At 56.1% G+C, this 12,843-nt stretch carries 16 protein-coding genes and 3 pseudogenes; 6 read left to right on the forward strand and 13 right to left on the reverse strand.

Annotation, left to right across the window (positions count from 1 at the left end; all coding sequences use genetic code 11):
• Positions 1-89: 89 nt before the first annotated feature.
• Positions 90-196, reverse strand: a pseudogene (locus tag GFB49_RS21480) (transposase); the annotation flags it as partial.
• A 158-nt stretch (positions 197-354) separates the two neighbouring features.
• Here GFB49_RS21480 and GFB49_RS20480 point away from each other — a divergent pair.
• Positions 355-798: a GNAT family N-acetyltransferase gene (locus GFB49_RS20480; RefSeq protein ID WP_153218084.1), complete on the forward strand. Its 444-nt coding sequence runs from the start codon at positions 355-357 to the stop codon at positions 796-798.
• Positions 799-946: 148 nt separating this feature from the next.
• Here GFB49_RS20480 and GFB49_RS20485 read toward each other — a convergent pair whose 3' ends face one another.
• Genes GFB49_RS20485 through GFB49_RS20515 form a run of 7 tightly spaced genes read right to left on the reverse strand, consistent with a single transcriptional unit; the run spans position 947 to position 5,428 of the window.
• Positions 947-1,714 (reverse strand): SDR family oxidoreductase, encoded by a 768-nt coding sequence (locus GFB49_RS20485; protein WP_343032656.1) that lies wholly within the window; start codon positions 1,712-1,714, stop codon positions 947-949.
• A gap of 20 nt (positions 1,715-1,734) precedes the next feature.
• A complete protein-coding gene (locus GFB49_RS20490; protein WP_153218089.1) occupies positions 1,735-2,289 on the reverse strand; it encodes a YceI family protein in 555 nt (184 codons plus the stop codon).
• Positions 2,286-2,897, reverse strand: coding sequence for a cytochrome b/b6 domain-containing protein (locus GFB49_RS20495; RefSeq protein WP_194269433.1), 612 nt, complete (start codon positions 2,895-2,897; stop codon positions 2,286-2,288). Before GFB49_RS20495 ends, GFB49_RS20490 begins: the two co-directional genes overlap by 4 nt.
• Positions 2,894-3,556 carry a YceI family protein gene (locus GFB49_RS20500; protein WP_068240856.1) on the reverse strand — a complete coding sequence of 221 codons (663 nt, stop codon included), beginning with the start codon at positions 3,554-3,556 and terminating at the stop codon, positions 2,894-2,896. The genes GFB49_RS20495 and GFB49_RS20500 overlap by 4 nt, the downstream gene beginning before the upstream one ends.
• A 27-nt stretch (positions 3,557-3,583) precedes the next feature.
• Positions 3,584-4,153: a carboxymuconolactone decarboxylase family protein gene (locus GFB49_RS20505; RefSeq protein WP_068240857.1), complete on the reverse strand. Its 570-nt coding sequence runs from the start codon at positions 4,151-4,153 to the stop codon at positions 3,584-3,586.
• Entirely contained in the window at positions 4,150-4,800 is a 651-nt protein-coding gene (locus tag GFB49_RS20510; RefSeq protein ID WP_153218093.1) for a glutathione S-transferase family protein, read from the reverse strand. The genes GFB49_RS20505 and GFB49_RS20510 overlap by 4 nt, the downstream gene beginning before the upstream one ends.
• A 1-nt stretch (position 4,801) precedes the next feature.
• Positions 4,802-5,428 carry an FMN-dependent NADH-azoreductase gene (locus tag GFB49_RS20515; protein WP_068240860.1) on the reverse strand — a complete coding sequence of 209 codons (627 nt, stop codon included), beginning with the start codon at positions 5,426-5,428 and terminating at the stop codon, positions 4,802-4,804.
• A 109-nt stretch (positions 5,429-5,537) separates the two neighbouring features.
• Between GFB49_RS20515 and GFB49_RS20520 the strand changes: the two genes are divergently transcribed.
• From GFB49_RS20520 to GFB49_RS20530, 3 genes and pseudogenes are all read left to right on the forward strand, one after another.
• On the forward strand, positions 5,538-6,428 hold the full coding sequence (locus GFB49_RS20520) for a LysR family transcriptional regulator (protein ID WP_068240862.1): 891 nt from the start codon (positions 5,538-5,540) through the stop codon (positions 6,426-6,428).
• Between the two features lie 208 nt (positions 6,429-6,636).
• Positions 6,637-7,071: pseudogene (locus GFB49_RS20525) on the forward strand (IS5 family transposase); the annotation flags it as partial.
• Complete coding sequence (locus GFB49_RS20530; RefSeq protein WP_165595881.1) at positions 7,028-7,411, forward strand: hypothetical protein; 384 nt, start codon at positions 7,028-7,030, stop codon at positions 7,409-7,411. The pseudogene GFB49_RS20525 and the gene GFB49_RS20530, both read left to right, overlap by 44 nt.
• A gap of 97 nt (positions 7,412-7,508) precedes the next feature.
• Here GFB49_RS20530 and GFB49_RS20535 read toward each other — a convergent pair whose 3' ends face one another.
• The 4 genes from GFB49_RS20535 to GFB49_RS20550 form a co-directional block, all read right to left on the reverse strand.
• On the reverse strand, positions 7,509-7,976 hold the full coding sequence (locus tag GFB49_RS20535) for a nuclear transport factor 2 family protein (RefSeq protein WP_153218097.1): 468 nt from the start codon (positions 7,974-7,976) through the stop codon (positions 7,509-7,511).
• A gap of 75 nt (positions 7,977-8,051) precedes the next feature.
• Entirely contained in the window at positions 8,052-8,483 is a 432-nt protein-coding gene (locus tag GFB49_RS20540; RefSeq protein ID WP_153218099.1) for an organic hydroperoxide resistance protein, read from the reverse strand.
• Between the two features lie 27 nt (positions 8,484-8,510).
• A complete protein-coding gene (locus GFB49_RS20545; RefSeq protein ID WP_068240867.1) occupies positions 8,511-9,497 on the reverse strand; it encodes an aldo/keto reductase in 987 nt (328 codons plus the stop codon).
• A 121-nt stretch (positions 9,498-9,618) separates the two neighbouring features.
• Entirely contained in the window at positions 9,619-10,374 is a 756-nt protein-coding gene (locus tag GFB49_RS20550) for a GDSL-type esterase/lipase family protein (RefSeq protein WP_082705030.1), read from the reverse strand.
• A 252-nt stretch (positions 10,375-10,626) separates the two neighbouring features.
• Between GFB49_RS20550 and GFB49_RS20555 the strand changes: the two genes are divergently transcribed.
• On the forward strand, positions 10,627-11,475 hold the full coding sequence (locus GFB49_RS20555) for a LysR family transcriptional regulator (protein WP_194269434.1): 849 nt from the start codon (positions 10,627-10,629) through the stop codon (positions 11,473-11,475).
• A 168-nt stretch (positions 11,476-11,643) separates the two neighbouring features.
• On the opposite strand, the pseudogene GFB49_RS21135 reads toward GFB49_RS20555, so the two are convergent.
• A pseudogene (locus GFB49_RS21135) lies at positions 11,644-11,772 on the reverse strand (ATP-binding protein); the annotation flags it as partial.
• A 74-nt stretch (positions 11,773-11,846) separates the two neighbouring features.
• On the opposite strand from GFB49_RS21135, the gene GFB49_RS20560 reads away from it, so the two are divergent.
• On the forward strand, positions 11,847-12,770 hold the full coding sequence (locus GFB49_RS20560) for an argonaute/piwi family protein (RefSeq protein WP_153218103.1): 924 nt from the start codon (positions 11,847-11,849) through the stop codon (positions 12,768-12,770).
• The last annotated feature ends 73 nt before the right edge of the window (positions 12,771-12,843 follow it).

Below are 12,843 nucleotides of genomic sequence, written 5' to 3' on the forward strand. Positions count from 1 at the left end.
CTCTCATAAGCAGATTTTGACACCTGCACTATGGCGCATTGCGACGCCGGTTGAAGCAGGAGCCATCCACCCCATCAGCTATTCAATGCCGACGAGCTGACGCCGTGTCGCCGACAGATACCGTCCTTCCTTGCCCCAGCTTCGGTTTCCATCAGAACGCCAATGACCAGTTCTTTGTGAAACGCCTCCGCTTCATGGAGAATTTCTCCTTTACTCATTCAACGGTGGAAAGTACCAGCTCGCAGTGACCCGGATGCCGGGGGGCGGGTCACCGATCGTAACATGAACGTCAATGGCCACCATTGAACTTGTCTTGCTAATGAATAATCAAGATACTAACGGGGAACCAATAGCGTGATTGTTAGGGCTGTAGCCAGGAAAGATATTCCGAAGGTCGTTAAACTCGCCCGAAAACTCGCTGAACACGTTAATGATCCAGATCCCAAGCTGACGACAGAGATCGTTGAGGAATTGGCCTTCGGTGAGACCCGTTGGTTTGAAGCGCTTGTCGTAGAACACAACCGAGAGATCGTCGGTTTTGCCGCCTTCACTCAAAGCTTTGAACTCCATACGAATTCTAAGACGCTTTTGGTCAGCGATCTTTTTGTCTGCGATCAAATTCGGAAATCTGGCGTTGGCCAAGCGCTCCTGGAGGCGCTTCAACGCGTGGCGAATGATCGAAAATGCGGTGTCATCAGATTCGAGGTCTGGCAAGAAAACGAACAGGCACGCGCGTTCTACGCAAAGCATGATGCTCAGGCCGTCGACGACGTGGACCTATGGCAGATAGCTGTTTGATCTCAAGCTTACGTCGCTCTTCCAGCACCTCACATCCTGCTACGAACGCTCCGGGGCCTTCTTCGCGACGCGGACACCTGCCAAAGTTCAACCGCTTCGGTCAAAGGGACCGAGGACATGCGGCGCGGATGGTCTGGTCCGGCCGATGTCAACCGGCAGGCAGACCGACGGCCTTGCGTCCCTCGTCGTTTTTCAACGAAAAATCTCCGCCGTCATGGACTCGGGCGGCGTCGGTGGTAAGCCAAGCGATGGCCTGGGCGACCCATTCGGCGGGGATGTGGGCGTCCCAATCCAAGCGGCTGACCGGGTTGAGGCCTGACGATTTGATCGCGCGCTGCATGTCGGTTGCAACCGTGCCGGGGCTGAGGCCGATGACGTTCACGCCTTTGGGGCTTAGTTCCTTATGAGCGGTGCGTGTCAGGCTGAGAAGCGCGGCCTTGGTAGCGCAGTAATGTGACCAACCTTCGAGAGCGGAGGTCGCTGCCCCTGATGAGATGTTTATGACCAACCCCCGGCCATTGACGATCATGCCAGGCGCGGCGGCGCGTAACATGTGAAAGGCTCCTTTGACATTCACATCAACCACCTTGCCCCATGCCAAAGGATCGGCGTCTTCGATCCGGGCGATAGGGTCGATCAAGCCTGCGTTGTTCAACAAGATGTCAACGCCTCCAAATCCCTCTTGCGTGCGGGCTACCGTTGCGCTGACTTGTGCCCAGTCCGCCACGTCGCAGGATAATCCGATGGCCTGCGGTCCGATTTCGTTGGCGATTCGCGTCACGGCATCTTCGCTTCGTGCGGCAAGCACAACGTTCGCGCCAAGATTGGCGAGGTACCGGGCAGCAGCTTCCCCGATGCCGCGGCTCGCCCCTGTAATCAGGGCAGTCTTACCGGTCAGATCAATGTTTTGCGTCACTTTCTTTTCCTTTCGTGTATTCAATCTTGCAGGGTGGCGACGAAATGGCCGTGGAGCTGAACATTGGTCCCAACGGCCTCTTGTCCGACCCCGATATCGTACCGCAGACGGGGGATCGTCGCGGTGATCTGCGCTTCTCCGCGACCGTTGTTCGCCTTCAGTGTTCCTGTGAGAGTTAACGGTTGGGTGATGTCGCGCAGGGCAAGGCCACCATGTACGGTCAAAGCCCCGGTGTCAGGTGCCCAGTCGAAGCCTTCTGCTTCGAAAACGGCTATTGGATAATTGCCCACCGCTAGCCAAGTGGAATTGCCGATGGCCTGCGCGCGTGGATCGTCCACATACACGCTGGCCATCGCAATCTCGACCCGAAGGCTGGCTGTTTTGGGCTGTGCCGGGTCGAAGAGTGTCGTCACGGTCCAATCCGAAAATCCACCAGTCACCGTCGCCCCGCCGATATCGATCACGAACTCCAGCGTGCTTTCGTTAGCCCTCATGATCCAACTCGGCTCCGCCGATGCAACCGATGTCGTCAAGACCAAAGCGGACAAGGCCGCGCACCCAAACGGAATGTTCATTGTCTTTTCTCCAGGTGCCGCAAGGGCGGCAGCATCGCGGTCAGCGTGCCGTCACGGTCAACAAGGTGGTGTTTCAAGGCGGCCGCCGCGTGCAACCCGGCAATTGCCAAGAGCGCGTATCCGCCAAGGGCGTGGAGCGTTGCCAGTATCTCTTCTCGGGCGGCATCCGGGCCAAGCGGATGGGGCACATTCACCAGACCGAACCACATCGTCGGCAGGCCGAGCGGTGACGAAGACGCCATGAGCCAACCTGTCAATGGCATCGACAGCATCAGCGCATAAAGCACGATTTGTACCGTTCGGGCGACAAACCGTTCCAGCCGCGAGTGGTCGTGGCTGGGTGCAGTCAAGCCCAAGGTCAGCCGCAGACCCAAGCGCAGCACAATCAGCCAGAACAGTGTCAGCCCAACGGATTTGTGCAGTTGATAGGCCTGATACATGGGGAAGCCGAACACCTTGATCGTGAAATCGCCGGTTGCGGCGGCCGTTTCCTCCACCGCAACCATGACAATACCCACCCCGATCATGACACTCAGCATCAGGGCAATAACCCAGTGCAACGCAATGAACCAGCCAGGCCATGTGTCTGATACAGGGCGCGGTTTCACTCGTTCGGCCCCTTGAAGCCTTCGATGCGGCCCCAGTGGCAAGGCACGTTGGTTTCCGGCGCGCCGTCGCATTGAATCAGGTCGAAGCGGGCGTCGAGAGTGACGGCAAAGCCGGTGGGCGACCCGATGAAGGCGATAAAATCCATGCCATGATCAAGGCGCATGACCTCACCGGTGACATGAAAGCCAACTACTTCAAGCTCGTCATAGTTGGGGATGAAATCGGGATAGTTGCGACGGTTCACCATCTCGAAATCCAGCTCGACCGGCGCCGTGACGCCGTGCAGGTCAAGATCACCCATCAGCTTGCCCGTGGTCGGTGTCAGCATCTGAACCGCGGTAGAGGTGAACTTGATTTCTGGATATGTTTCCACATTCAGATAGTCCGCGTTGCGGATGTGGTTGTCGCGGCCGACATGGTTGCTGTCGACAGAGGCAGCATTGATCGTGAACGTGATCTGCGAATTGGCGGGCTCCGCCTCGTCGATCAGGAAGGCCCCGTCGAATTCGTTGAACCGGCCGACCGTGTTGGACATGTTCATGTGGTCGATTTCCCAGCCGATATAGGCGTGGCCGAGATCGAGGGTCCATTCGACGGGCTCGGCATGGACGGCGGTGCCCGCAAGGATCGCGGTCGTCAGGAGAGTGCTGCGTAGCATAATGGTTTCCTTTCTAGGGGTGGGCGCTTAAGCGGCGCGGTCGTCGGGATGGGTCCAGGCGAAGGGTTTGACCGACTCGTCAAGCTCGGTATGCGCCAGCGCATTGGTGAAGTTGCTGAGCAGCTTGGTGGCCAGTCCGGTTAGCACTTCGAGCGCCTGTCGCTTGTCGTATCCGGCGTCGAGGAAATGTTGCAGGGCGGTGTCGCCCACATGCCCACGTTTGTCGATCAGCTGCCGAGCAAAGGTCCGCAATGCCTCAAGCTTGGGGTCGGCAATGGGCGCGCCCTCGCGCAGAGCGTCGACGATGACGTCATCCGCCCCGATTATCTTCATCAGCATGGAATGCCCGGCGGTGCAGTAATGGCAGCGGTTCTCGTAATTTGCCGTCTGCATGATCACGTGCTGCTCCAGCGGCGTCAGCGTGGTCTCTTCGGCGAAGATGCGGAAGGTTTCCAGATAGGCCCGATAGGTGGGGGGCGCTTCGGCCATGATCTGGTGCAGCTTGGGGTGAAAGCCGTAAGCCTTGATCGAAGCGTCAATCAACGGACGGCTCTCACCGGGAGCGGTGTCCTTGGAATGATAAGTGAATTCGGTCATGACGTTCTCCAATGAGGTGGATAGGTGTCGGCCACACCTGGCAGCGCGGCCATGCGCGCCCGCCAGGCGGCGAGTGCGGGGCGGGACGTGATGAAATCTGTCAGCGATACAGGCGGGTTGGCGTTCAGCGCGACACCGCGGCCGATCCAATAGAGTGCCGGATAGAGCCAGATATCGCTGGCCATTGGGGCGGTTCCGCCAAGGTAATTGCTGGCCTCAAGCCGGACGCACCAGGCATCGGTTTCGGCCTCCAACGCGGTGATTGCTTCTTTTGGGATCACCTCGCGGCGCATCAGGCCAAGACCGACCTCTGACAGGTGCGGGTGCAGGTCCTCGATCAGCAGCGCTACGTCCTGCCAGACGGAGGCAGCCTCCGCCGCATCCTGTCCCCAAATCGGGCGCGCGGGGAATGCGCGGTCGAGCCAACCCAGAATGGCCAGGCTTTCGCGGATCACCACGTCGCCCCAGACCGGCGTCGGTACCTGACCCTTGGGGTTCAGCGCGAGGTATTGGGCCTGACGGTTCTCGTCCTTTCCGGTGTCGAGCCTGCGGCTTTCGAAGGCCACGCCTTTCAAGGTCAGCGCCAACATCACGCGCCACGCGGGCGTGCTGCCAGAGATCCAGAAAAGCGTGGGACGTTCGGTCATCTCAACCCCCAAAATGCACGTTGATCTGGTTCAGCGCTTCGGCCATGCTGGCCTCGACCGCGGCGGCATCGGCGGTGGTGCCCTCTACCGCAAAGCTTTCGACCGATGTCATGCCCATGAAATTGAGCAGCAGCGTTAGATAAGGCCGCATGTAGTCGAAGCTTTCCAGCGGCCCGCCGGATGCATAGCCACCCGCCCCGTAGGCATAGGCGACATAGACGGGCCGGTCGGCGACCAACCCTCGGAACTGACCGTCTTCAAAGGCAAAGGTCTGGTTGATCCGCATGACGTGATCGACCCAGGCCTTGAGCGCGGACGGGACGGAAAAGTTGTAGATCGGCGTGGAGATAACTACGGCATCCGCAGATTTGAGCTCGGCGATCAGTTGATCGGACAGCGCCAGCGCCGCGGTGAGGTCGTCGGTGAGCTGCTCGGGCGAGGTGTAGAAACCGGTGATGGTGTCATTGGCGATATGCGGCAGTGGCGTCGCGGCCAGATCGCGGGTGATGATCTCGGCGCCGGGCTGCTGGGTTTGCAGCTGTCCGACGATCCGGTCGGCCAGTTCCCGACTACGGGAGCCGGCCGAAGCTGGGCGGGCAGAGCTGTCGATGCGAAGGATACGTGTCATGTCGGGCTTTCTTAACTTTGGTTAAGCCCACTTTCGTTTATGTTGGATTTGCAAAAAAGATAGCCATGTAATAATCTGTCGTGCACATTTCGCATTAATATGGATCACAATGGACTTCCAGCTTCTCAGAGCAGCGCTCCTCGTCGCGCGTGCGGGGTCCTTCGCAGCCGCCGCGCGTCAACTCGGCGTGGACCCTTCCTCAATGTCCCGGCAGGTCGCCGCTCTGGAGGAAGCACTGGGCATCCTGATCTTCGAGCGGACGACCCGGCGGCTCGACCCGACCGAAGCCGGGCGACTATATCTCGACCGGGCGGCATCTGCGCTTGATGCGATGGACGAAGCCGCAGACGTGGCCCGTGACGTGATGTCCGAACCTTCGGGGCTGTTGCGCGTGACCACCTCGGTTGCTTTCGGAGAGCGCTGGTTGATCCCGCGAGTGGGCAGCTTTCACGCCGCCTATCCGCGTATCGAGCTGGACTTGATCCTAACAGATGCGGTCGCCGATTTGGCAGGCGAAGGCATTGATGTCGCTCTTCGCCTTGGACCGCGCCCTGAAACTGGCGCAATGGTGGCGGCAAAGTTGTTTGACACGCCTTATCGCGTGGTGGCCTCACCCGACTATCTGGCGCGGGCCGGTTGGCCGGAAAGCCCTGCGGAGCTAGCCCGGCATGACGGGCTCATGTTTCGCTTACCCGCGTTCCGCAATCCGTGGCATTTCCGCTCTGCGCGAGGCGAAGAGACCGTCGACGCCGTGCCCCGGCGGGCCTTGACCATTTCAAACGCCCTGGCACTGCGCCGGGCGGCGCTGACAGGGATGGGGGTAGCATTGATGGCGGATTGGACCATAGCCGATGATCTCAAGTCCGGGGAGCTGCTCAACCTTTTCCCCAACTACGAGGTCAGCGCCGGCCAGTTCGACAGCGCTGCCTGGATCGTGTATCTGTCCAAAGCCTATGTCCCTATGCGCCTAAGGGCCTTCATCGACCACCTGAAGGCATAAATGCACATTCCGGGTTTCTCGGACAACTATTCCAACGGCACATGGACGGTCTCCACGGGGAGCGAAGATAAAATCCGTGCGGGGTGCTGAGCGTTTGATTCAACATCCCAGTGTTGGTTTCTTCACCACGTTCTTAGATACGGGGAGCTTTGTTGCGCAAATCGCGTGAGGGATTCACTACATGCGTCCTGTATGATAGGCGGGGGCTATGAGTAGCTGGGCCCGTACAAAACACAAGACGACTAACTGGTCGTCTTACAATGACAGCTAGAGGCGGCGTGGATCGTTCTCGATCTGGTTTGATCCAGAGATGATCAGGGTGCCGCCGTCGACCGGCAAGCGTGGTCGGCAGCAACAGTTCAGCGATGCCGCGATCCAGACTTGTCCGACTAAGAAAGTGCTGTTCGGAATGCCACTGCGGCAAACGACAGGTTTTGTTGTAAGCCTTTTGCGGCTTGTCGGGTTGGACTGGACCGTTCAGGATTTCAGTATCCTGAGCCGCCGTTAAGGAACGCTCAACATTAGCCTGCCGTATCGTGGAGGAACCGGCCCGCTGAACCTCCTCATCGACAGCACCGGTATCAAGGTCGAGGGTGAAGATGAGTGGTACGCCCGCAAGCATGGCGGTCCGAAACGCCGGATATGCCAAACGGGTCTTCGACTATGACTGGGTCCGGATCTTCGTTTCGTCGGGGTTGAAGTCCTACGGTTTAACCGAACGCTATCTCGACATCATCCGGTCAAAGAAAATCGAGCCAGCAGCCCAGGAGCTACGTGATTCTCGTGGCGATCCCGGAACCCTGCCTCCATCAAGTACCGCCCCAGCAGATGAGATCGAGCTCTTCTGTGGACTGCGCGGGGCGGTGTTTTACATCGCCATCCGGAAATACGTCTACAATATGCCGCTGGAGATTGACGTGGAGGCTACGGTGCGTGCCACCGTGGCGAATTTCTTCGAAGGCGCGCTTGGCGCTGCCCGCTAGGCGGACAAGCTGGCGTTCTGACCCGAAGAGACGCGCGCAGAAGGGAATTTTGACTTCTTCTATGTTTTTGCAATACGCGATGGCAAAATCACTCCTTCTAGGAAGCATCGGCCACGGCGGCGACCCGCTCTGCTCGACCTGGTAGATGAAAAGCGGCTTCCAATGCTGCCGTATCTTCATAAAATTGATAGTGCTCGATTTTCCCATCCTTAACTTCGCAAACCAAAGCCCAGTCAGAATGAAAGTCGCGCCCGGTGGAGCGCACAATATGGTGAAACTTGCCCCATAGCGCGACGCTGTTGCCTTCCGAAATCACTTTTTGGGTGATGAACTCCTGTGTGTCGAAGCTCTCGCTCAGTGAATGCAGAAAATCGCGTGCTCCCTTTTTGCCGATGTACTTTCCATACATTGGAAGATATTTGCGAAAATCATCACCCAGCACTGCGATGTAGACAGCGTCGTCCCCTACGAATTCTAACGCGGCATCGGGGCCACTGCTGCGCAAAGCCGCAAAAAAGTGTTGAACAACATCTTTAGCAGGTAATTCTTGTATTTTGGTTGGCATTTTGATTTCCTGTAAATTTGTAGAGGAGTCTGACCTAGACACCGAGCGCGCGCTCTTACGGTCGGCCTCCTGCAGTTAAGAAATCACCGAGAGTTTTACGGCGATATTGTTTCGGATTGCGTTTGAGTAGGGGCAGACTTCATGAGCCCTGTTGGCAATGTCGTTTGCTCGATTTGGTTCAACTTCTGGTAGGGATACGTCCAATTCCACCGTCAAACCAAAACCACCATTCTCCTTTGGTCCGATGCCTACGGTCGCTGTTACAGTCGCACCCTCGATCGCTTTTGGGTCTTGGTCTTGAGCGGCAACAAACTTCATCGCACCGATGAAACACGCAGCATAACCTGCGGCAAAAAGCTGTTCGGGGTTGTTACCTTGCCCCCCTGCCCCGCCCAATTCTTTAGGTGTCGACAAATCGACTGCAAAGCTTCCGTCAGAGGTTTCGGCTCGCCCGTCTCGGCCACCTGTGGCGCTGGCTTTTGTAGAATAAAGTACTGTAACAGTCATAAGTTTTCTCCGAGTTGGTATGATGTACTAGAGGTCTATCAATGCGGAGCCGACATTTGTTGTCCGGCTGCCAAGGATGGTGGCAGGTGAAAAGCTGGCCGACAGGCTCGCAAGTTCTTTGCTCGAAAGCTTGATTTCAACCGCTCCGGCGTTTTCGACGAGACGTTCCGGACGCCGTGTTCCTGGAATTGGAACGATCTGCTCTCCCTGCGCGAGCAGCCAAGCCAAGGCAATTTGTGCAGGCGTCGCGTTCTGTCTGTCGGCTACAATCTGTAGCGCCTTCAAACTCTTCAGGTTTTCGCTCAGCACTTCCGGTGCATATCGCGGGATTGTGCGCCTGAAATCGTCCTCGGCCAGGTCTCCCGCCGACCTTAGTGCCCCTGTTAATGCACCGCGCCCCAATGGGCTGTAAGGCACAAATCCGATCCCGAGTTCCTTCGTCAAAGGCAAGATTTCAGCTTCGACATCGCGACTCCACAGCGAATACTCAGTCTGAATGGCTGTGATCGGATGGGTCGCATGCGCGCGACGGATGGTGTCGGGTGCTACCTCGCAAAGGCCAAGGGCCCGAATTTTCCCTTCTTGAACGAGTCTTGCCATTGCCCCCACCGTATCCTCGATCGGAACATCCACATTGCGCCTGTGCATGTAATAAAGATCAATTGTGTCGACACCCAAGCGGCGCAAGGATGCTTCACAAGCCGAACGCAGGTATTCGGGTGAGCTGTCGATGGGGCGCGCGTCGGGATTATCAGATCGCAGTATTCCGAATTTGGTCGCAACTTTGACTTGGCCGCGCCTTTTGATCAGAAATCGGCCAAGGAGTTCTTCGTTTGCGCCATGACCGTACATATCCGCCGTATCAAAAATATCGATCCCGCGTTCGAGAGCCGCATCAAGTGTGGCAAGGTTTTCGGCATCATCCGAAGGGCCATAAAACTCGCTCATTCCCATACAGCCAAGGCCGAGTGTGGAAACAGAAAACCCATCGCCCCCAAGTGCGCGTTTCTTCATCGTTCAAACACCTTTCAGTTGGTTTGGACAGGGCTTGAGCACCGAGGAGTGCAGCAATGCTTTGGTTAAGTGCCATTTCTGATTTAGACACAGTTCAGCACAAGGCGGATCTGGAGACCGATTACTCCGCCTGATTAATCATTCGTCCCACTCGTGCAGCAACTGCTTTCCCAAGTGCCTCGTGCATAGGCGCTGTCATGTGCACACCATCAATGCTGTCGATCACCACGACCCCTCCAGCATCAAATACGTTCAGGCCAACCCTTGCGCCTGCAGCTACGATGGCCTCAGAAATCTCGCGACTGCGGGCCTGTGACCCCTGTGTCACAGCCGAAATCGGAGTGGCTGACGTATCTCCAATCGCGGGCGGTGCGATGACGAGAAGCTCGGGTGTTGGGTAAGATGTTGCCACGCCGCCGTCCAATGTTCGGATTTCATGGGCGATGCGGACGATGCTCTCTGCGATGTGCTGCGGCTCTGCCGCAAGGTCGGATCTGGCATCGTTCGTACCGAGCATCACCACAACCAAATCCAGCGGGAGTGCGGAGGCAACGGCAGCCCTGATATCCTCCGAACCGGTGAACGCCTCACCTGCGATCCCGTTTTGAGCATCGCCATAGCGGGCGTCGACGGTTCTGCCACTCAAACCATCGACGACGACGGTAACATCCCCGACAGCATCATCAAGTGCTGCTTCCATAACGCCAGGCCAGCGCTCATCGTCGGCATAACGGGTCGTAGGAAAGCCCGTCTCAACCGGGATCCAGCCCCAGGTGTTCGAATCCCCATATACAAAAATTCGTGGCTCTGCTGTCGCAGTACCAACAGTTAGCGATGCTAACAAAGCAGCAATCGGGAAAGCAGAGACAGTTCTCATTGGTTTGTCCTTTCGAAGGAGGCAGCTTTCAGATCGCTACCGGAATACGAGGCGAAGAATGACACCTTTTGGCGATGCTAGGCGGCACTGGCGTGACCATGCCCCCTATCTATTCTTTCGATTTTAGTTGTGATACGGACAATTATGCGGAACAGCTTCTTGAAAACGAGAAGCATTTTCAGACGGGAAAACCCTAGTGGTGTATCGAGCAGCTTTAAGACGACGAAACCAAAACAGGATGGATGGGTAGCCATGGATTGGGGGGATCTAAAATTCTTCTTGGCTGTGGCGAGAAATGGCACGCTCTCAGCTGCTGCCGCTGGTATGCGCACAACCCCGTCTCGGGTTTCGCGTCATGTTGAGGCGTTGGAGCTGGCGCTTGGCTATAGCCTTTTTCGCAGATCACTTGACGGGTACCGACTAACCGACGAAGGCCGCTTGTTGGTGCGGCGCGCCGAAGCTGTGGAAAGTGCGATACATGCCCTCGACTCAGAAATTTCGTTGGAAGTTTCGGGCCGCGTGCGACTTGCAACCACTGAAAGCATTGTCACTTATCTTTTGGCTCGACCGCTATCCGAATTACAGCAAGAGCATCCAAATTTACAGGTGGAGTTGTTGACAAGTTCTTCGGCAATTAACCTTCTTGCTGCTGAAGCGGATGTAGCTTTGAGGCTTGTGCGACCCCAAGCAGGCAATTTGACAGTAAAGCGGCTTGGTCATATTGCCTTTGCTGTTTATCAGGATGTCAAAGGAGTGGGCGAAGGCCGTTTCGTCACCTGGATGGTGGACATGGCTGATCTGCCTGCCGCACGATGGATCGAACGGACCGATGGCCTAATCGTCCTTAGATCGAATTCTCTGACTGTACATCACGAAATGGCGGCCCAAGGATATGGCTGTGCTGTCCTGCCTTGTTTTTTAGGTGACCAAGATTCTCGCCTTATGCGAGTGGGAAGCGTAATCGATGAAATAGGTCAGGAACTTTGGCTCGTTACTAATCGTGACCTTGCCGGGTCAGCGCGCGTTCGGTGCGTTACAGATGTAGTTTCGAATGCGATAGAAAGTCAGACCGAGTTGATTAGTGGTGATTTATTGGGATAAACCATACACAGTTTGACGTTTCTTCTCAATCAACGGCGGAGGATGTTCCCGCCACTAGGGCGGAGCAAAAGTTGGCCATTTGGCGTCGCGCCTTGGGGCGTGACGCCAAATGGTAGTAAGCATGTTCCGAGGGGCGTTGGAAGTTAAGTTACATAGTATTGTGTTAAGTTTTGCCGCGTTTTGATTGAGCCGGTAATTTTCACAATTCATCTCAAGGATGTTCGCATGGTGTGTCAGCCGATCCACCAGCTCGCACCGTAGTTCTGCGATCGTTTTGCTGAGTGGCACAAAACCCAGAACCCTTGGGCCCTCATAAGGGCTCAAAAAAACTCAAGGACGTTCGAATTGGCGTTGTCGCAACAGCGCGAGGCATGAAGCTGTTTCGAAGATGGAGTCAGAGACTGCTGGACGGCATAAAAGTGCCGCCACCAGGGCCGCGTGAAAAGGAAGATCGGCTCCACTTGGCAGACTTTCTTGGACTTGAAGAAACGTTCGGCATCACCTTCGATCCAACAGGTTGCAGTGAGTTGCAAATCGACGAATCTCAAATCGATCGGGCGACTCGGATCTTGAACAAACATGAAGCGGTAGATGAAGTCGCGCAAATCTACATAGACCGCGTTCAAAAATTCAGGCGCAATGAAGAGCGTTCTATCGACGTGTGGCTATTCATTGTGCCTGAGATGGTCTACGAGCGCTGCCGACCAGAATCCAAGCGCACTGGACTTGACTTGATCGAAGGAAAGGTTTCGAAGAAACAAAAAACCCGAACGGCGATGCCATTGTTCGAGACACTGCCTGATTTTGATACAAGTGTTGAGAACATATTTGATGATGTTCCAGACTTTCGGCGCCGTATCAAAGCTGAGTTTCTATCGATCGCCCCGACTCAAATTCTGCGCGAAACCACGCTTGATCCTTACGCTTTTCTGAATAGTGCTGGCTACCCCATCAGGAAAGCTCAAGACGGCGCAACGATCGGATGGAACATAGCGACGGGTCTATATTACAAGTCTCAACCTAAGCCGCCGTGGCGCTTATCAGCTGTTCGCGATGGCGTGTGCTATATAGGAATGGTCTACAAGAACCTTCCAAACAACAGAGATAATCATGTCTGCTGTGCCGCGCAGATGTTTTTGACCGAAGGCGACGGTGTTGTTTTCCGCGGTGCAAACGGTCCATGGAAAACGGACGAATATGAGTACCACCTAAGCGCAGACGCTGCTGAACAGCTTCTTAGACAAGTCATCGAGACTTACGAGGATCTACATGATCGACCACCCAAAGAGCTGTGAACCGCCCCTTGTTTGCCGGAGACCCAGAAGTAAGGATACTGGGTTATGGAAAAGAAGAATTTTGGGAAGAGAT

This window comes from Tritonibacter litoralis, assembly GCF_009496005.1.
GTDB lineage: Bacteria > Pseudomonadota > Alphaproteobacteria > Rhodobacterales > Rhodobacteraceae > Epibacterium > Epibacterium litoralis.

Coding starts and splice junctions, on each gene's coding strand:
- GFB49_RS20490 (WP_153218089.1), bottom strand. CDS start 2,289: ATGAACATTCCGTTTGGGTGCGCGGCCTTGTCCGCTTTGGTCTTGACG.
- GFB49_RS20500 (WP_068240856.1), bottom strand. CDS start 3,556: ATGCTACGCAGCACTCTCCTGACGACCGCGATCCTTGCGGGCACCGCC.
- GFB49_RS20505 (WP_068240857.1), bottom strand. CDS start 4,153: ATGACCGAATTCACTTATCATTCCAAGGACACCGCTCCCGGTGAGAGC.
- GFB49_RS20510 (WP_153218093.1), bottom strand. CDS start 4,800: ATGACCGAACGTCCCACGCTTTTCTGGATCTCTGGCAGCACGCCCGCG.
- GFB49_RS20515 (WP_068240860.1), bottom strand. CDS start 5,428: ATGACACGTATCCTTCGCATCGACAGCTCTGCCCGCCCAGCTTCGGCC.
- GFB49_RS20520 (WP_068240862.1), top strand. CDS start 5,538: ATGGACTTCCAGCTTCTCAGAGCAGCGCTCCTCGTCGCGCGTGCGGGG.
- GFB49_RS20530 (WP_165595881.1), top strand. CDS start 7,028: ATGAGTGGTACGCCCGCAAGCATGGCGGTCCGAAACGCCGGATATGCC.
- GFB49_RS20535 (WP_153218097.1), bottom strand. CDS start 7,976: ATGCCAACCAAAATACAAGAATTACCTGCTAAAGATGTTGTTCAACAC.
- GFB49_RS20540 (WP_153218099.1), bottom strand. CDS start 8,483: ATGACTGTTACAGTACTTTATTCTACAAAAGCCAGCGCCACAGGTGGC.
- GFB49_RS20545 (WP_068240867.1), bottom strand. CDS start 9,497: ATGAAGAAACGCGCACTTGGGGGCGATGGGTTTTCTGTTTCCACACTC.
- GFB49_RS20550 (WP_082705030.1), bottom strand. CDS start 10,374: ATGAGAACTGTCTCTGCTTTCCCGATTGCTGCTTTGTTAGCATCGCTA.
- GFB49_RS20555 (WP_194269434.1), top strand. CDS start 10,627: ATGGATTGGGGGGATCTAAAATTCTTCTTGGCTGTGGCGAGAAATGGC.
- GFB49_RS20560 (WP_153218103.1), top strand. CDS start 11,847: ATGAAGCTGTTTCGAAGATGGAGTCAGAGACTGCTGGACGGCATAAAA.